Raw genomic sequence first — 18,651 nt, 5'->3', positions numbered from 1 at the left:
GGCGCCTTTAGACGCGTGCCGGAAATCCAAGGGTTATACCCTAAGAGCAAACCACCCCTTTTAGGGGTGGTTTTGATTTGTTGGTGCAAAGTAACCTGGCACCTTTGTGGTGGTTGGTGGCTAAGCGGTGGGGAGTCCTGGCATGTTAGCCGGCTGCTGCGGCTTGAGGCGGGCGTTTCGCCAGATGATCTGGATAACGTAGCCGAGCATAAAGACAAAGGCCACGCCGCTGATGAAGTCACCTACGAGGGGAAGCCCCGTGAGGGCGCCTGCGATTATGCCGCCCACGGCTGCCATGGCGTAGCGGTTTTGGTTGTGTCCGACCATGCGGGCGAGCGCGCACCCCGAAAAGGCACTCGACACCAATGCGATGCCGATAACGCCGCACAAGAGGGTTCCAGCAAGCGACAGACCAGCGATAGAGATAATCAGCAGTAGGACGGCGGGGGCGATAGCAATCGTGCCCAGAAGACCGCTCACCCACAGGGGCATGGGGCGCTGGTGGAGCATGCCGGCGGCGCCGGCGGTCGCGCGCGGAAAGACGAGCTCGAGCAGCAGAGCGACAAAGCAGGTCGAGAGTGCCGCGGCGACGATGCCGCCGATGACATCGTTAACGGTGGAAGTATCCTCGTTCTCGGTGCGGTCGATCTTGAGCGCGCCGACCTCGGCTCCCGCGGCACGCTCGGGGTCCTCGGAGACGTGCGCGTTCACGGTGCCGGTGATGTGGGCGTTCTTGCCTAGGATGAGTTTGTCGGCCCAAACCTCGACATCGCCATCGATGGTGCCATCGATGGTCACCGTATCGCCCGCGAGCGCTGCCGACTTGGTGGAGCCTCGCAGAGCAACCGTCTCGCCTATCGCGTAGAAACAGTTGGCGGTGCTGTCGGAATTGAGCACGACATGCTGGCCAGCGATGGTCACGCTGCCATCAACCGCGGTCTTGGCAATGTCGATGGTGCGTGCCGCCAGACGGACGGCGCCGCCCACTGTGCAGTCGCGGATCGAGAGGGTATCGCCCGCGGCGATGATATCGCGGTCGATGGACGTATCGTCCAAGTTGAGGTCCTGACCTGCCCAGTACAGGTCACCTTCGACGCCGGACGGATTGGCGTCATTGTCGGTCGCAAGTACGTTGCCTGCGGTGTCCGTGCCGGCGAACGACGCCGTGGGAAGCGCGGTGATCGCCAGCGCTATGAGCGCGAATGCCATAAGCAGGCAGCGACGCATCTTGTGTGACGGCGCCGCCGCGGTTTGATTGAAAGCCATGGTTGATCCTTTTGTTAGGTGTTTGGCATATACCTAACAGGGTACCCAACGCGCGGGTGCTCTAAAAGAACCTCTCGGTTGCATTTCGAAGGATGGGCCCGCGCCACCTATTTTTTGCGGTGCAAAAAGCGTGCGATGTCTTCCTCGGTGGGGCTTTTGATGTCAAAGCGCAGCGAGAGCCAGCGCAGACCCATGGTCACGACAACGCATACGACCAGCGCGGCGACATTGCTCATGATGCCGCTCATAACGAGACACACATAGCTTGTCGATCCGGCGATGGCGGCGATGGCATAAAAGTTAGTACGTTGGAAAATGCCCGGAACCACGCCCATAAAGCCGTCGCGCAACATGCCGCCGCCCACCGCGGTAAAAAAGCCCATCATGATGCACACCGCCGGTGCAAAGCCGTAGACCAGCGCCTTGTCCGATCCGGTGGCGGCATAGATGCCGACCGAGATGATGTCGAGCAGGGGAATGAGTTTTTCGGGTTTGTCGACGATTGCCGGGAAAATGTAGATGATGGCTGCCGTGGCAATGGAAAGCGGCAGCGCCATTGGCTGGTTGAGGATGTAGACGTTGCCCACCTGCAGCGTCATGTCGCGTAAAAGACCGCCGCCCAAGCCACAGACCACGGCGAGCGCGACGGCGCCCACCAGGTCGAGTTTGTGCTCGCGTGCGACCAACACGCCCGAGATCGATGCCGCGACGACGGCGAACATTTCGAGCCAAAACGGGATGGCGACCATGGCATCCGTGGCGTGTGAGGTAACGGTCATAGCGGCGACGACTGGCAAGATGGGGTCCTTTGGGTTGTGGGTTTAGACAATGCCCGTACATAGTACATGGTTGGTGGGCGTGGCGACCCTATTGCTCGGTAAACGGTTGGGATCGGGTGGGGGCGTAGGTCCCATGTTTGGGGATCTGGACTGATGCTGAACGCGATGGGGGCGTGGCTGAATAGGAGGGATGTTCAAATTTTGAGCTTTGCTCAAAATTTATCCGGTCGGCTTACGCCGACCGCGCTGCGCTAAAAACGCGCCACGGGCGCGTTTTCTTTACGCGTCGCGCCCTGGCGGGTTCGAATCCCTCCTCCTCCGCCGTATTTGCTTGTTAGAGACTCAAAACAAAAAAAGCTCCCATTCTTGGGAGCTTTCTCAACCAAAATGGCGGAGGAGGAGGGATTCGAACCCTCGTGACCTTATACAGGCCAAACGGTTTTCGAGACCGCCGCATTCAACCACTCTGCCACCCCTCCGCGTGGGGTAAAAACAAAGCAGGCTCAAAGGCCTGCTTTGGAATTAACTGGCGGAGAGTCAGGGATTTGAACCCTGGAGACGCTTTTGACGCCTACACGATTTCCAATCGTGCTCCTTCGGCCACTCGGACAACTCTCCGTTAAATGCGAGAGTCAGTATACACGAGGAATCGCAAAGTGCAAACAGAAAAGTTGGCATTTTTTAAAACGTTCGGCCGCGCTTGACGTTGCAGTGGGGTTTGAGGTGCCAAAAAACGGCTTCCGACCAGCGTGGTTGATCAACTCAATTGTTCAAAAGGGGTATTCATAAGCGACTTGGCAATGAATCTAAAAATCTTTGGGTGGTGCTGTGGGCCACTGGTATGCATTTTGCGACCACAGCCTTGTGCCCGTTGACCTGCGACTTGGCTCAGCTTGTCCTCACGGCACCGTATCTTGTCCACAGATCCGTCAAGCTTTTGGTCAGCATTTGGTTGGAATGCGCATGAAACGTCGTGCGAGTATGGGCATATGTGGAGGTCATGAGGTTGTAGCTGCATATTCTTGCAGCCTAGGAGGTTGAAAGATATTATTACCAAGTCTTTTCCTGCTTCAGGCGCACCTTCACGACCTGAAGCCACATTTGCCCAGAGGAGGTGACAATATGAAGGCTTATGAACTGCTGTTCTTTGTTGACCCGTCGCTCGACCCCGAGACTCGTCTCGCTGTTATGAAGCGTATCGATACCACGATCGCTGAGGGCGCTGGCAAGGTCGACTCCGTTGACGAGTGGGGCAAGCGCAAGCTCGCCTACGAGATCAACGACCTCACCGATGGTGACTACACCCTCATCAACTTCCACGCAGATCCTACCCAGATCGCCGAGCTTGATCGCGTCCTGCGCATCACCGACGCTGTGGTCCGCCACATGATCGTCCGTCGCGACGACCAGGAGTAAGACTGTCGTTTTGGACTGGGCTTGTGCCCCAAGAGGAAGTAGTGAGTTATGAGCATCAATCGAGTGAACATCACCGGTAACCTCACCCGCGATCCCGAGCTGCGCGCCACCGCCGGCGGAACCCAGGTTCTGTCCTTTGGCGTTGCCGTGAACGATCGTCGCCGCAACGCGCAGACTGGCGAGTGGGAGGACTATCCCAACTTTGTCGACTGCACCATGTTCGGCACCCGCGCCGAGGCCGTGAGCCGTTTCCTGGCAAAGGGAAACAAGGTCGCGATCGAGGGCAAGCTGCGCTACAGCTCTTGGGAGCGCGACGGCCAGCGCCGGAGCAAGCTTGAGGTCATCGTCGATGAGATCGAGTTTATGAGCTCCCGTGGTGGCCAGGGTGGCTACGATCAGGGCGGTTACGCCCCCGCAGCTCCCGCGCCCGCAGCACGTCCTGCCGCGCCGGTGGCTACGCCGCCCGCGGTCGACGTCTACGATGAGGACATCCCGTTCTAAGGGTTGTTCACCTATTTTTGAGTGAGAGGCGGCTTCGGTTCGCCGAAGTTGCCAAATGAAAGGTATTTTGACATGGCTAATGATTTTTCTGCACGTCAGCCGCGTCGTAAGTACTGCCAGTTCTGCAAGGAGAACACTGAGTTCATCGACTATAAGGACACTCAGCTTCTCCGTAAGTACATGACCGACCGTGGCAAGATCAAGCCCCGTCGCGTCACTGGCGCTTGCACGCAGCATCAGCATGACATCGCCAACGCCATCAAGCGCGCCCGCGAGATGGCTCTCCTGCCGTACACCGTCCCCGTGGTTTCCTCTCGTGGCAACCGCGACCGCGGCTAAGAAGGGAGACGCATCATGAAGGTTATTCTTCTCGATGAGATCAAGGGCAAGGGCGGCGAGGGTGACGTCATAGAGGTCGCTCAGGGTTACGCTGAGAACTTCCTGTTCCCCAAGAAGCTCGCTGTTGCCGCCACCAAGGGCAACCTCAAGCAGCTTGACGAGCGTCGCAACAACATCGCCAAGCGCGAGGCCGTCCGTCTGGCTACCGCCAACGAGACCAAGGCTGCCTTCGAGGGCAAGACGGTCACTGTTGACGTCAAGGTCGGCGACGAGGGCATCCTCTTTGGCTCCGTTACCGCCGCTATGGTCGCTGACGCCATCAAGGCTCAGCTCGGTATGGACATCGACCGCAAGCGCGTCGAGCTCGGTAAGCCCATCAAGGTTGCCGGTGCCCACACCGTTGCCATCTCGCTGTACCGCGAGATCAAGGCCGAGGTTGTCGTTCTCGTCGGCGTTACCGCCGAGGAGCTCGCTGCCGAGGCTGAGGTCGAGGAGGCCGCTGAGGTCGCCGAGGCCGAGACCGCCGAGGTCGAGACTGAGGCTGCTGCCGAGTAGCATTTGATGCAACGCAACAATCTTGTTCTAAGAAGGGCGCTCTGGGAAACCAGGGCGCCCTTTTGTTTTTTGCGCTGAGTGAGTGTCATGGTGAACGTTGCGTCGAAGTCCTATATACAGGACCGTTCATCCGTTTGGTTCGGTGATGATTGGCGGCGCGTGGCGCGTTTTGGGACCGTGGCTGATACTATGGATGCTCGCAAGCGATATGAATGAGGATGCTCATGGCATATGACGATAGGGAGACGGGGCTGACGGTCGAGGACCGCGGCTCAAAGTTGGGTCTTCCCCAAAACCAAGATGCAGAGGCCAATGTACTGGCCGCTATGCTGCTATCGCCCGAGGTGGTCGAAGAGGCCCAGGTCGAGCTGCAGCCCGATGATTTCTACCGGCCCATTCATAAGACCATCTACACCGCGATGGTCGATATGTACAACAGCCGCATTCCCATCGACTCCATCTCGCTGATCGATTACCTGCGAAGCATCAACAAGCTCGATGCCGTGGGCGGCGAGGCCTACATTTTGGAGCTGATGGGTCAGACTCTGTCGCTCGTGAACTGGCAGCACCATGCCGCCATCGTTCGTCGCGATTCGATGCTGCGCGAGCTGATCGGCGCCACCAACGAGATCAACGCGCTGGCATATAACGCCCCCACCGACACCAAAGAGGTCGTGGAGCTAGCCGAGAGCAAGCTGCTCAAGGTCACGGCACGCGAGGTCAAGTCGAGCTACAAGACGCTGACCGAGTTTATGGTCGAGGCCTATAACGAGGCCGAGGAAGTGTGTCAGGCCGGTGGTCAGGCTGCGGGCGTGCCCACGGGCTTCCCGTCACTCGACCGCATGCTCATGGGCTTCCGCGAGGGCCAGCTCATCATTATCGGCGCCCGCCCTGCTGTGGGTAAGACGTCGTTCGCCCTGAATCTGGCGCTCAACGCTGCCGCTGCCGGTTATACCGTCGGCTTCTTCTCGCTGGAGATGTCGGGCAAAGAAATTGCCCAGCGTCTGATTTGCGCCTACGCCATGATCTCGATCAGTGACTTCCGCATGGGCCGCATTAGCCCCGAGCAGTGGGCCAATATCAACGAGGCCACGCAGGCCTTGTCCAAGCTCGATATTCTGATTGACGATACGCCCGGCACCACAGTGACCGAGATTCGCGCCAAGAGCCGCCGCATGCTCCATAACAAGGAGAAGGCAATCATCATTCTGGACTACCTACAGCTGGTAAGTCCTCCGCCGGGCCGTCGTTCCGAGAGCCGTACCGTCGAGGTTTCGGAGATGTCGCGTGGTCTGAAGATCATGGCCAAGGAGCTCAAGATCCCGCTCATCGCGCTGTCGCAGCTCTCGCGTCAGGTCGAATCCCGTACCGGCAAGCGCCCGCAGCTTTCCGACCTTCGTGAATCGGGCTCCATCGAGCAGGACGCCGATATCGTTATGTTCTTGGACCGCTCCGCCGACGAGGCCGAAGCCTCGCGCGACGATCGACCCGACGAGGGCGTTACGCGTATCGTCGTGGCCAAGAACCGTTCGGGCCCGATCGGCGACGTCGACCTGATGTTCCTGCCGGCATCCACCAAGTTCTATGAGCTTGATGGGGCACATGCCGAGGAGTAGGACAGGCGCCCGTTGCACGGGTATACTGGGAATGTTTTGTGCTTCTGCGTGCCGGCGTGGCGCGTAGACAGTCCATGAATGTAAGGAGTAAACATGCCGTCAACCGTTTTGGTCGGTGCCCAGTGGGGCGATGAGGGCAAGGGTAAGATTTGCGACCTGGTCGCCGGCGACTTCGATGCCGTCGTGCGCTACTCGGGAGGCAACAACGCCGGCCACACCATCGTCGTCAACGGCAAGAAGTACGGCCTGCACCAGGTGCCCTCCGGCATCATGTATTCCGACCACGTGTCGGTGATCGGTAACGGCTGCGTCGTCAACCCCAAGGTTGTCCTTGAGGAGATCGACATGTTCGAGGCCGACGGCATCACCACCAAGAACCTCAAGATTAGCGGCAACGCGCATGTCATCATGCCGTACCACATCGATCTGGATGGCGCCTTTGAGCAGAAGCTCGGCAAGAAGAACATCGGTACCACCAAGCGCGGCATCGGTCCGTGCTATCAGGACAAGATGGCCCGCATTGGCCTGCGCATGCAGGACATGCTGGACGAGGCACTGTTCCGCGACAAGCTGGAGACCGCTCTCGCCCGCGTGAACCCCGAGCTCGAGCTCATCTACAACCTGCCCACCTACACCGTGGATCAGATTTGCGACGAGTACCTGCCGATGGCCGAGCGCCTGCGCCCCTACATCACCGAGACGAGCCTGCTGCTCAACAACATGATCGACGAGGGCAAGGACCTGCTGTTTGAGGGCGCCCAGGCGACGCTGCTCGACATCGACCACGGCACCTATCCGTACGTGACGTCTTCCAACTGCACCGCCGGTGGCGCCATCACTGGCTCCGGCGTGGGTATGAAGAATGTCGACCGCGTGCTGGGCGTCATGAAGGCCTATATCACCCGCGTCGGTTCGGGCCCCATGCCCACCGAGCTTTCCTATGAGTCCGAGGCCGGCCACACGCTGACCGAGGAGGGCTATGAGTACGGTGTGACCACCGGTCGCCGTCGTCGTTGCGGCTGGTTTGACGGCCCTATCGCCAACTATGCCTCGCGCGTCAACGGCCTCACCGACATCGCCGTGACCAAGCTCGACGTGCTTTCGGCCTTCGACACCATCAAGGTGTGCGTGGCCTACGACGTCGATGGCGAGCGCTATACCAGCGTGCCCGAGCATCAGGTGCGCTTTGAGCATGCCAAGCCCATCTACGAGGAGCTCCCTGGCTGGAAGTGCGACATCACCGGTTGCCGCAGCTTTGACGAGCTGCCGCAGGAGGCTCAGGACTACGTGGCGTTTATCGAGGATCTGGCACACACCCGCGTGACGTTCATTGGCGTTGGCGCCGGTCGCGAGCAGATCATCAACCGATTCTGGAAGTAATCGGGACTATTTGGCTATTGCGATATACCCCTTTGCAGCCCGGACGGGCGGCCGAGGGGTATATTTGCTTGCAAAGGGCTCGCGCGGAGCGGGCCATTCATCCATAGAGGAGGCACCCTTGAAGGCGGACACTCAAACCATCGACATCCTGTTGTTGGGCAGCGGCGGCCGTGAGCATGCTTTGGCAGCTAAGCTCGCAGCATCACCGCGCGCCGGCAAGCTCTACATTGCGCCGGGTAACGGTGGCACCGCGAGCTGCGGCGAGAACGTTGTTCTCGACGACTGCGATCCTGCGGCCGTGGCGGCGTTTGCTCAGAGCCGCGGATGCGGACTCGTGGTAATTGGCCCCGAGGCTCCGCTTGTGGCGGGCGTGGCCGACGCCGTGCGCGCGGCGGGTATTCCCTGCTTTGGCCCGGGTGCCGAGGGCGCCCAGATGGAGGGCTCCAAGCTGTTCTCCAAGCAGCTCATGGAGCGTGCGGGCATTCCGACGGCAGCCTATGGTTCGTTTACCGACGAGGCTTCGGCTCTCGCCTACGTGCGCGAGCAGGGCGCCCCGCTGGTCGTGAAGGCCGACGGCCTTGCCGCGGGCAAGGGCGTTATCGTGGCGACCGAACTTGAGCAGGCCGAGGAGGCCGTGCGCGAGTGCTTTGGCGGCACCTTTGGCGATGCCGGCAGCACCGTGGTTATCGAGGAGATGCTCGTTGGTCCCGAGTGTTCGCTGCTGGCCTTTACCGACGGCAAGACCGTGCGCCCCATGGCTACCTCGCAGGACCACAAGCGCGCGCTCGAGGGCGACAAGGGCCCCAACACCGGCGGCATGGGTGTCTACAGCCCAGTGCCCATCGTGACTGACGAGGAGCACGCCACCATGGTGAAGGTCATGGAGCAGACCGTGGCCGAGCTCGCTGTCGAGGGTATCGACTACCGCGGCTGCCTGTACGGCGGCTTTATGCTTACGCCTGCCGGCCCCAAGGTGCTGGAGTTCAATGCCCGCTTTGGCGACCCCGAGACGCAGGTCGTGCTGCCGCGCCTTAAGAACGACCTGGTTGAGGTCATGCTCGCCTGCGCCAACTGCGAGCTCGATCAGATTGAACTCGACTGGCGCGACGAGTGGGCCGTGGCCGTTGTCCTGACGAGCGCGGGCTATCCCGGCAGTTACGAGAAGGGCAAGGTCATCACCGGTATTGAGGATGCCGAGGCCATGGAGAACGTGACCGTGTACCACGCGGGCACTGCCGTGGTGGACGGCCAGCTCGTGACCAATGGTGGCCGCGTGCTTGCCGTGACCGCTCTGGGCGACACGTTCGAGAACGCTCGCAACCTTGCCTACGAGGCTTGCGAGAAGATTGATTTTGAGGGCAAGACCCTGCGTCACGACATCGGCCTGCGCGCGCTGCGCGGTCGCGACGCCTGGGATGCCTAAAATCCGAGAGGAATGAGACGGATGGACGAGAAGAACGAAGAGCTCGTGGACGCGCGGATCGTCGAAGAGGACAGCCGCATGTATGGGCACGCCGAGGGCGAGCCTGGTGGCGAGGTCGCTGACGAGCCGACGCTGGTGCTGGGCGATGACGACCCGCACGATGCCGAGCTGCACGAGAAGATTCTTTCGGAGGAGTGCGCCTGGAAGGGCAAGATCCTCGACGTCCACCGTCTTGAGGTTGAGCTGCCCAACGGTCACCGCAGCGCCCGCGATATCGTTCGCCATCCGGGTGCGGCGGCCGTTGTGGCACTGACCGAGAGCGGCAAGATCGTACTGGTGCGTCAGTACCGCACCGCCATCGACCGCGTGACGGTCGAGATTCCCGCCGGCAAGCTCGATCCAGGCGAGGACCCGCTCGATTGCGCCAAGCGCGAACTGCATGAGGAGACGGGCTTTAGGGCTGGTCGTATTCGCTTTTTGACGTCGATTGTCACGTCCTGCGGTTTTTGCGATGAGATCATCCACATCTACTTGGCTACCAAGCTCGAGTTTGATGCGCCCAACCCCGATGATGACGAGTTTGTCAACGTGGACCTGGTGCCGCTGCACGAGCTGATCGACGCCGTACTCGACGGCAAGATCGAAGACGCCAAGACCGTCGTAGGCGCCTTGGCCTGCGATAGCATCGCGCATCGCCTTGGGGGCGCGGAGCTTTAACGAGCGGGGATGATCCCGCAGGTTTGTGTAAGTCAGCGAAAGTGCTCCATTTGAGACAAGGTGGCCTAAAAGAGGAGGGAAGCGTATGGATATACGCGACCGACGATTGAAGGCCAGATTGTCCAAATGGGGCACTTGCAGCGTCGAGACGAAACGCGGTTTGGTAAAACCGCGTAAGGTGATTATGTTTAAGAGGTTTCTTTCTTACTACGAGCCCCAGATGGGGCTTTTTGTTGCTGATACTGTTTGTGCTCTGGTGCTTGCCGCCATTGACCTTGCTTTTCCTATTATTCTGCGCAATTTGACCGGTGGGCTATTTACTCAGGGTCAGGCTGCCATTATGCAGGCGCTCGGCATGATCGCGGTGGGCTTGGTGCTGATGTATGCCGTCCGCTGCGCCTGCCGCTACTTTGTGAGCTATTGGGGTCACGTGATGGGCGCGCGCATGGAGTCCAAAATGCGCGAGGACCTGTTCGACCAGTATGAGCGCTTTAGCTTTGCGTACTTCGACCGCAACAGCTCGGGCGACATGATGAGCCGCGTGGTCAACGACCTGTTCGATATCTGCGAGGCGGCGCACCACGTGCCCGAGTGGATCATCATCTGCGGCATCGAGATCATCGGCTCGTTTGTGATCCTCTTTACCATCGCCCCGGTGCTGGCACTTGCCATGGCTGTGGTGACAGCGGCGTTTGCAGTCATCATGTTTTGGCAGAACATGCGCATGCGCGAGGTCTTTAGCGACAACCGCAAAAAGATCAGTGGCATCAATGCGCAGCTGCAGGATTCGCTGGCGGGCATGCGCGTAGTCAAGAGCTTTGCCAACGAGGAGACCGAGCGCGCCAAGTTCCGTGCCTCTAACGATCGCTACCTTTCGTCCAAGGAGAACATGTATCACGCCATGGGCGTCTACACCGCGACGTATGGTCTGCTCTCGGGCGTGCTGTACGTGATCGTGGTGCTGCTAGGCGGCTGGCTGGTCGCCCAGGGACAGCTACAGGCGGTCGATATGGCGACCTTCGCACTCTATATTTCGCTGTTCTGCACGCCGCTTGAGACGCTCGTCAATTCGGCCGAAACGTATCAGAAGGCTATCGCCGGCTTTAAACGTATGGACGAGGTGCTCTCGACCGCGCCGGATATCCAGGACAAGCCAGGCGCTACGGATCTGCAGGTGACTGCCGGCGCCGTGGAGTATCACGACGTGTGCTTTAACTACGAGGATGTCGAGCTGGGCGAGGGCGATGCCGACGAGCGTCCCGTTATCGACCATATGGACCTGTCCATCAAGCCCGGGCAGACCATCGCTTTGGTTGGCCCTTCGGGCGGCGGCAAGTCCACGACCTGTTCGCTGCTGCCGCGCTTTTATGACGTGGCTACCGGATCCATTAGCATCGACGGCCAGGACGTGCGCGATGTGACGCAGCAGAGCCTGCGCCGCGCCATCGGCCTGGTGCAGCAGGATGTCTATCTGTTTGACGGTACGATTGGCGAGAACATCGCCTACGGCAAGCCGGGTGCTACGGCGGAAGAGATCGCCGAGGCCGCCCGTCGCGCCAACATCGATGCCTTTATCGAGTCGCTTCCACAGGGCTACGACACCGTGGTGGGCGAGCGTGGCAGCCGTCTTTCGGGCGGACAAAAGCAGCGTGTTGCCATCGCGCGCGTGTTTCTCAAGAACCCCAAGATCCTGATCTTGGACGAGGCGACGAGTGCTTTGGATAACGAGAGCGAGGAGGCGGTCCAGGAGTCGCTCGAAGAGCTGGCACGCGGCCGTACCACAATCATCATCGCCCACCGTCTTTCGACCATTAAGCATGCTGACGAGATTGCGACCGTTGAGCATGGTCGCGTTGTGGAACGTGGCACGCATGAACAGCTTCTCGCCCGTGGCGGCACCTATGCCCGTTACTATCGAATGCAGTTCGAAGGTGCGCGTGCGCACGAGCTCGACTGATTGATATGACAGGAAGTTTATGGCTGACAAGAACCCTTTGACTCCGGAAGAAGTGACGGAGTTATTCTCCGAAATCGATACATCCGGTGTCTTGGATCCCACGCTTGCCAAAAAGCGAACCGAGCGCATGCGTGAGAAGGAGGCTGCGGCCAAGCGCGGTGACAAAGCTGCGCTAGCGCAGCTGCGCAGCGAGGACCGCGCGAGCCAGGCAAAACATATCGACCCGCTGTCCGAGGACGATCCTTCGGGTTCGCAGGTGAGTCATACCATTACGAAGACCGCGATGGCCGTGGTCATTGGTATTTTGGTGCTGATCGTGGGCATGCAGATTGGCTACGGCGTGATGCGTCGTCTGAACACCGCCAACCTGTCCGAGAGCGTTTCGGTCGATACCGTTTCGACGGCGCTGAAGGGCGGCCTTGAGTGGGGCAACGGCTTTACGCAGTTCCCGCTCGACTTTACCGTCGATGAAGCCGATGAGCGTACGGGCACGGTCGAGGTGACGGTGTTGGACACATCGTCTGCCAACGAGCTCGAGCTGCTGTCCAACGGGCAGATTCAGGCCGCGGCGCTTGCGACCAACGCGTTGCTCAACGATAAGATCGACCGCGTGGTGTACAACGTGCACGCCTATATCGACGAGGATAGCAACATTCAGCACGATTCCTTCTTTGGCATGTTTCCTGCCCGGGGCCACCAGAGCGCCATCCTGACGTTCGTGTGGACCAAGAGCTCATCCAACGCCACGAATATCGACTGGAAGATGCGCATCGTGAGTATGGATGACACCATCGCCGAGCGCATTCAGAAGCAGGTGAACTCGGTGTCGTCGTTGATTGAGGACCCGGTGGTGAGCCAGACCAAGATTGACGAGGAAAAGGCCGAGCGTGACCTGGAGCATCGTCTGCATGGCCGCGAGATTTTCCGCGGCGGCAAGCCCGATCGCTCACCGTCCGATCTGCTGGAACAGGACAAGAAAAAGTAAGATGTCGTCATCCCGCGTGAGCCACAAGCCCCGCGGGATGATTTTTCTGGGACGGGGATTAGAAAATCATTATGCATAGAAAGTCATAATTATCATTTCGTAAACATTTCGATGAAATTAACGCCATGAGCCATGCTTGCGGTTACAATACCGCGAGGCCTAACTACACACCTTTAAGCCGGTCCTGTGAGACCGGGAAGGAGAATTATGGCGAACAACCATACCGCGGGCGCTGCCGCCCGCACCTTCGCGCCCAGCGAGCTTTGCCAGCGTATGCTGGCCAAAACCAGCAAGGGCACCTGCGGTCCCTGCATCCTGTATCTTGAGGATGGGACCATTTTTTATGGACGTGCATGCGGCGCCGAGGGCACCGCGACCGGCGAAGTCTGCTTCAACACCTCGCTCGAGGGCTACTTTGAGGTCATGACCGACCCGAGTTATGCCGGCCAAATCGTAACCATGACCTATCCGCAGATCGGCAACTACGGTATCGACGAGACCGACGTCCAGTCGGCCTTCCCCGGCGACACCGTGCGCCCTGCGAGCGCTCCGGCTATGCGCGGCATGATCGTTCGCGACATGTGCGCCACGCCTTCTAACTGGCGCTCGGCCGTCAGCGTGCCGGAGTACCTGCGCGCTCACGGCATCGTCGCTATCGAGGGTGTCGACACCCGCGCTCTGGTGCGCCATCTGCGCGACAATGGTTCCAAGATGGGCATTATCTCGACCGAGATCTTCGACGTCGACGAGCTTGCCGAGCGTCTGGCCGCAGCGCCCACGCTGGTGGGCGAGAATCTGGTCAAGACCGTGAGTTGCCCCGCGCCTCACGAGTTTGTGGCCGCCGACCTGCCTGCCACGCATGACTTTGCACTTACTGCTGCCGCTCCTGCCCGTCACAAAGTGGTCGCCTACGACTGCGGTGTGAAGCGCGGCATTCTGGAGGGTCTGGTCCGCGCCGGCTGCGACCTTACCGTCGTGCCGTGGGATACGCCCGCGAGTGAGGTGCTCGACATGAATCCCGATGGCGTCTTTTTGTCCAACGGCCCCGGCGACCCCGACGCCGTGGTGGAGACCTACGAGCAGGTGCAGCAGCTGATCGGCAAGGTGCCGGTCTTTGGAATTTGTCTTGGTCACCAGATGATCAGCCTGGCCTGCGGCGCCCAGATGGAAAAGCTTAAGTTCGGTCACCGCGGTGGCAACCAGCCGGTCATGAACCTGGTAAGCCGTCGCGTGGAGATCACCGCGCAAAACCATGGCTTTGGCCTGCTGTTCCCCAGCTTGGGCAAGCTTGTCCCCGAGCTTTCCGGCGGCGAGACCGAGCATGCGGCCGATGGAGATCTGCGCGTCTGGGTGCGCCGCGGAATCGCGCCAGTCGTGATGAACGAGCGCTTCGGCCGCATTCGCCTGACGCACGTGAACCTCAACGACGGCACCGCTGAGGGCATTCAGCTGCTCGACGCGCCGTGTTTCTCGGTCCAGTACCACCCCGAGGCTTCGCCTGGCCCCACCGATGCCCACTATCTCTTTACCGCCTTTACGCGACTCATGGACGGCGAGGAGAACTATCTGGACATCGACACCGCGAAGGACCGCCTGGCTGGCTGGAATTTTGCCGAGACCGCCGCGACCGAGACCGAGGAGAACTAACATGCCGAAACGTACTGACATCAAGCGTATCCTCGTCATTGGTTCGGGCCCCATCGTCATTGGCCAGGCCTGTGAGTTCGACTACTCCGGCGCACAGGCCTGCAAGGTGCTCAAGGAGGATGGCTTTGAGGTCATCCTGGTCAACTCCAACCCGGCGACCATCATGACCGACCCGGGTCTTGCCGACCGCACCTATGTCGAGCCCATCACCGCCGAGTTTATCGAGCGCGTGATCAAGAAAGAGCGCCCGGACGCGCTGCTGCCCACACTGGGCGGCCAGACCGGTCTGAACGCCGCCGTCGAGCTGGCGAAAGACGGTACGCTCGACAAGTACGGCGTCGAGATGATCGGCTGCGACCTGGCCGCCATCGAGCGCGGCGAGGACCGCAAGCTCTTTAACGAGGCTATGGCCGAGATCGGCCTGGAGGTCGCGCGCTCGGGCTATGCCTACAGCGTGGCTGACGCCGAGGCTATCGCCGAGCGCGTGGGCTATCCCTGCGTGCTGCGTCCGAGCTTTACCCTCGGTGGCGCCGGCGGCGGCATCGCGCACACCCACGAGGAGCTCGTCTCCATCGTGAGCCAGGGCCTCGAGCTCTCGCCTGCCCATGAGGTGCTGGTCGAGGAGTCCATCGAGGGTTGGAAAGAGTACGAGATGGAGGTCATGCGTGACCACGCCGGCAACGGCATCATCGTGTGCTCCATCGAGAACCTCGACCCCATGGGCGTGCATACCGGCGACTCCATCACCGTGGCGCCGGCGCAGACGCTCTCCGACCTTGAGTATCAGCGCATGCGCGTGGCCTCGCTCGCCATTCTGGAGAAGATCGGCGTCGAGACCGGTGGCTCCAACGTGCAGTTTGCCGTGAACCCCCGGACCGGCCGCCTGATCGTCATCGAGATGAACCCGCGCGTGAGCCGTTCGTCCGCGCTGGCCTCCAAGGCCACGGGTTTCCCCATTGCCAAGGCTGCCGCGCGCCTGGCTGTGGGCTACACGCTCGACGAGATCGTCAACGACATCACCAAGGCTACGCCCGCCTGCTTTGAGCCCACAATCGACTACTGCGTCGTCAAGGTGCCGCGCTTTGCCTTCGAGAAGTTCAAGGGTACCGACCCCACGCTCACCACGCGCATGAAGGCCGTGGGCGAGATTATGGCGATCGGCCGCACCTTTGAGGAGGCCTTTGGCAAGGCCATGCGTTCGCTGGAGGACGGGCATCAGGGCATTTGTGCCGGTGGCAAGGAGGGTGCTGACAAGCTAAGCGACGACGAGCTCGCTCAGGCCGTGGCGACCCCGACCGAGCACCGCATCTTCTTTGTGGTCGAGGCCCTGCGCCGTGGCTGGGACATCGCCCGCATCCATGCTATCTGCGGCATCGATCCGTGGTACCTCAACCGTATCAACGACATGGTGCAGGTCCAGGAGAGCATCCGCGGCCTGCGTGTGGAGGATATCGACGCCGACGCGATGCGCCTGCTCAAGCAGTACGGCACGAGCGATGCCGAGATCGCCGCGCTGACCGGCTCGGACGAGCGCTTTGTGCGCGCCTACCGCAAGGGCCTGGGCGTGATTCCCAGCATGAAGACGGTCGATACCTGCGCTGCGGAGTTCTCGAGCGCCACGGAGTACCACTACAAGACGTACGAGAACATCTACCGCACGAGCCCGGATGCCAAGAAGTGCGCGGCTCCCGACGAGACCACGCCGGCGGACAAGCCCAAGGCGATGATCCTGGGCGCCGGCCCCAACCGCATTGGCCAGGGTATCGAGTTCGATTACTGCTGCGTGCACGCGAGCTACGCGCTGGCGGCCCGCGGCTTTGAGACCATCATGGTCAACTGCAACCCCGAGACCGTCTCGACTGACTACGACACGTCCGACCGCCTTTACTTTGAGCCGCTCACCTACGAGGACGTCATGGATGTCATCGATGTTGAGCGACCCGACGGCGTCGTGGTGACGCTCGGCGGCCAGACTCCGCTTAAGCTGGCGCGCATGCTCGAGGAAAGCGGCGTAAACATCATGGGCACCAAGCCCGATGCCATCGACTTTGCCGAGGACCGCGAGCGCTTTGCCGCCCTGCTCGACAAGCTGGGCATTATGTATCCGCCGGCGGGCCAGGCAACCTCGTTTGAGGAGGCCGAGGCCGTGGCCGCGCATATTGGCTACCCGCTGCTGGTGCGTCCGAGCTACGTGCTGGGCGGCCGCGGTATGATGATCGCCTACGATGCCGAGCATCTGCGCGATTACATGGCCGAGGCTGCGCGCATTAGCCCCGACTACCCGGTGTACCTCGATCGCTTCCTGGAGGGCGCGATCGAGTCCGATGTCGACGCCCTGTGCGATGGCGAAGAGGTCTACATCGGCGGCATTCTGGAGCATATCGAGGAGGCCGGTATTCACTCCGGCGACTCTGCGACCTGCATCCCGCCGTTCAGCTTTAGCGAGAGCCTGCAGGCAAAGCTTCGCGAGACCACACGCCGCATCGCGATGACGCTGGGCGTACGCGGCCTGGTCAACGTGCAGTATGCCATCAAGGGCGAGACTGTCTACGTGATCGAGGCCAACCCGCGTGCCAGCCGTACCGTGCCGTTCATCTCCAAGGCCACCGGCGTACCGCTGGCCAAGTGCGCGGCGCGTATCATGGCGGGCGATTCCATCGCGAGCCTGGGCCTGCCGAGCGACGAGCGTCAGCTGGACTGGTTCTGCATGAAGGAAGCCGTTATGCCCTGGGGCCGTTTCCCGGGAGCCGACGTTATCCTGGGACCCGAGATGAAGTCGACGGGCGAGGTCATGGGTATCGCCAAGAGCTATCCCGAGGCATACGCCAAGACGCAGCTGGCGATCGATTACAAGCTGCCCGACCCGAGCGCCGGCAAGGTGTTCATTAGCGTGTGCGACCGCGACAAGCGTCATATCCTTTCGGTTGCGCGTATCCTTCGCTACCTGGGCTTTGATATCTGCTCCACCGAGGGTACGGCGCGCGTGCTGCGTGGCGGCAACGTGACGTGCGAGGTCGTGGAGAAGATCAGCGGCCCGCACGACGGCGAGCGCCCCAACATCGGCGACCTCATCGCCGATGGCAAGATTGCGGTAATCATCAACACGCCGTATGGTCCGGGCTCGCGTGGCGATGGCTACCTGCTACGTACCGAGGCCGTACGCCGCGGTGTGACCTGCGTGACGGCGATGTCTGCCGCCAACACATACGTGAGTGCCATCGAGGCCGTGCGCGAGGACCAGCAGGGTCACGGCAGCGCCAACGACATGGGCATGGACGTCATCGCCCTGCAGGACCTGCCGCAGCACACGGTGTAGGTCGAGCTGTCCGGCCGGGGCGGGAGGGGCCGAGTTTCCCCCTTCGCTCCGGCTGCAAGCAGAGTCGCTCAGGAGGAAACTCGGCCCCTCTCGCCCCGACGCACTGTGTCTAGACGGACTGCACCTCCTGTTTTTAGAGATAAATACCATTTAGCGGTGATATTCAACCGTTCAAGATATTATGTAATGGCATATTACGTCATATGACGTAATATGCCATTAGCAGTCAAGGATGATTGTCTGTGTTCAAGTCGAGAAAGGGGCAAAATGATTAAACTGTGTCGCGTCGATAGCCGGTTAGTGCATGGGCAGACCGTGTTCTCTTGGTATCCAACGCTTGAAGCAAACGCTATTCTTGTGGTTTCAGATGAGTACGCCGCAAGCAAAGAGCGAATTCAAGCGCTGCGAATTGCAAAACCCGCTGATGCCAAATTGGTTGTCAAAAGTGTAGAAGATTCCATCGTGGCCCTTAACGGAAGCGCGGTGGATAAATACGAGCTAATTGTTGTTGCGGGAAATGTACATGACGCCTGTGAAGTTGCGCGTGCGTGTCCAAAAATAACGTCTGTGAATTTAGGCGGCGCTCGACCGTTGGGGGATAGCGTAAAGGAGCTTGGCCCTGCTGTGCGCCTTTCCCAATCCGATATTAATGAAATTAAGAAAGCCATGGCTGATGGAATCGAGTTCGAGGTAAGGCAGGTTGCTAGCGAGAAAAAACGCATCGTAACAAGTTTTGATTTGTAGGAAGAGGGAG

The 18,651-nt window shown here is 60.3% G+C and carries 15 protein-coding genes and 2 tRNA genes; 13 read left to right on the top strand and 4 right to left on the bottom strand.

Annotated features, from left to right (window positions below; genetic code table 11):
* Window positions 1–120: 120 nt before the first annotated feature.
* From I2H19_RS04815 to I2H19_RS04800, 4 genes are all read right to left on the bottom strand, one after another.
* Window positions 121–1,266, bottom strand: coding sequence for a bactofilin family protein (locus I2H19_RS04815; RefSeq protein WP_195444038.1), 1,146 nt, complete (start codon window positions 1,264–1,266; stop codon window positions 121–123).
* A gap of 107 nt (window positions 1,267–1,373) precedes the next feature.
* Window positions 1,374–2,063 (bottom strand): trimeric intracellular cation channel family protein, encoded by a 690-nt coding sequence (locus tag I2H19_RS04810; RefSeq protein ID WP_229089786.1) that lies wholly within the window; start codon window positions 2,061–2,063, stop codon window positions 1,374–1,376.
* Window positions 2,064–2,433: 370 nt separating this feature from the next.
* Window positions 2,434–2,524, bottom strand: a tRNA-Ser gene (locus tag I2H19_RS04805).
* A 48-nt stretch (window positions 2,525–2,572) separates the two neighbouring features.
* Window positions 2,573–2,663: transfer RNA gene (locus tag I2H19_RS04800), tRNA-Ser, on the bottom strand.
* Between the two features lie 504 nt (window positions 2,664–3,167).
* Here I2H19_RS04800 and rpsF point away from each other — a divergent pair.
* From rpsF to I2H19_RS04735, 13 genes are all read left to right on the top strand, one after another.
* Window positions 3,168–3,461, top strand: coding sequence for a 30S ribosomal protein S6 (gene rpsF / locus I2H19_RS04795; protein ID WP_006235831.1), 294 nt, complete (start codon window positions 3,168–3,170; stop codon window positions 3,459–3,461).
* Window positions 3,462–3,509: 48 nt separating this feature from the next.
* Entirely contained in the window at window positions 3,510–3,962 is a 453-nt protein-coding gene (locus I2H19_RS04790) for a single-stranded DNA-binding protein (RefSeq protein ID WP_006235830.1), read from the top strand.
* Window positions 3,963–4,034: 72 nt separating this feature from the next.
* On the top strand, window positions 4,035–4,301 hold the full coding sequence (gene rpsR, locus I2H19_RS04785; protein WP_006235829.1) for a 30S ribosomal protein S18: 267 nt from the start codon (window positions 4,035–4,037) through the stop codon (window positions 4,299–4,301).
* 15 nt (window positions 4,302–4,316) lie between these two features.
* Window positions 4,317–4,856 (top strand): 50S ribosomal protein L9, encoded by a 540-nt coding sequence (gene rplI, locus I2H19_RS04780; protein WP_195621668.1) that lies wholly within the window; start codon window positions 4,317–4,319, stop codon window positions 4,854–4,856.
* A gap of 218 nt (window positions 4,857–5,074) precedes the next feature.
* Entirely contained in the window at window positions 5,075–6,472 is a 1,398-nt protein-coding gene (gene dnaB, locus I2H19_RS04775; protein WP_195621674.1) for a replicative DNA helicase, read from the top strand.
* 93 nt (window positions 6,473–6,565) lie between these two features.
* A complete protein-coding gene (locus I2H19_RS04770) occupies window positions 6,566–7,852 on the top strand; it encodes an adenylosuccinate synthase (protein ID WP_022094075.1) in 1,287 nt (428 codons plus the stop codon).
* A gap of 118 nt (window positions 7,853–7,970) precedes the next feature.
* Window positions 7,971–9,275: a phosphoribosylamine--glycine ligase gene (gene purD / locus I2H19_RS04765; RefSeq protein WP_195621660.1), complete on the top strand. Its 1,305-nt coding sequence runs from the start codon at window positions 7,971–7,973 to the stop codon at window positions 9,273–9,275.
* A gap of 21 nt (window positions 9,276–9,296) precedes the next feature.
* Window positions 9,297–9,992, top strand: a complete 696-nt coding sequence (locus I2H19_RS04760; RefSeq protein WP_195621657.1) for an NUDIX domain-containing protein — start codon at window positions 9,297–9,299, stop codon at window positions 9,990–9,992.
* A gap of 184 nt (window positions 9,993–10,176) precedes the next feature.
* Window positions 10,177–11,949, top strand: a complete 1,773-nt coding sequence (locus I2H19_RS04755; protein ID WP_195621655.1) for an ABC transporter ATP-binding protein — start codon at window positions 10,177–10,179, stop codon at window positions 11,947–11,949.
* Between the two features lie 19 nt (window positions 11,950–11,968).
* A complete protein-coding gene (locus I2H19_RS04750; protein ID WP_195621654.1) occupies window positions 11,969–12,934 on the top strand; it encodes a hypothetical protein in 966 nt (321 codons plus the stop codon).
* Between the two features lie 207 nt (window positions 12,935–13,141).
* Window positions 13,142–14,581: a glutamine-hydrolyzing carbamoyl-phosphate synthase small subunit gene (gene carA, locus I2H19_RS04745; protein ID WP_195621653.1), complete on the top strand. Its 1,440-nt coding sequence runs from the start codon at window positions 13,142–13,144 to the stop codon at window positions 14,579–14,581.
* A gap of 1 nt (window position 14,582) precedes the next feature.
* Window positions 14,583–17,897 carry a carbamoyl-phosphate synthase large subunit gene (gene carB, locus I2H19_RS04740; RefSeq protein ID WP_195621645.1) on the top strand — a complete coding sequence of 1,105 codons (3,315 nt, stop codon included), beginning with the start codon at window positions 14,583–14,585 and terminating at the stop codon, window positions 17,895–17,897.
* A gap of 267 nt (window positions 17,898–18,164) precedes the next feature.
* Window positions 18,165–18,641: a PTS sugar transporter subunit IIB gene (locus I2H19_RS04735; RefSeq protein ID WP_006235818.1), complete on the top strand. Its 477-nt coding sequence runs from the start codon at window positions 18,165–18,167 to the stop codon at window positions 18,639–18,641.
* Window positions 18,642–18,651 lie beyond the last annotated feature (10 nt).

The organism is Collinsella aerofaciens (assembly GCF_015560135.1).
GTDB classification, from domain to species: domain Bacteria; phylum Actinomycetota; class Coriobacteriia; order Coriobacteriales; family Coriobacteriaceae; genus Collinsella; species Collinsella aerofaciens_AN.
This window is presented reverse-complemented; position numbering and strand designations above follow the sequence as displayed.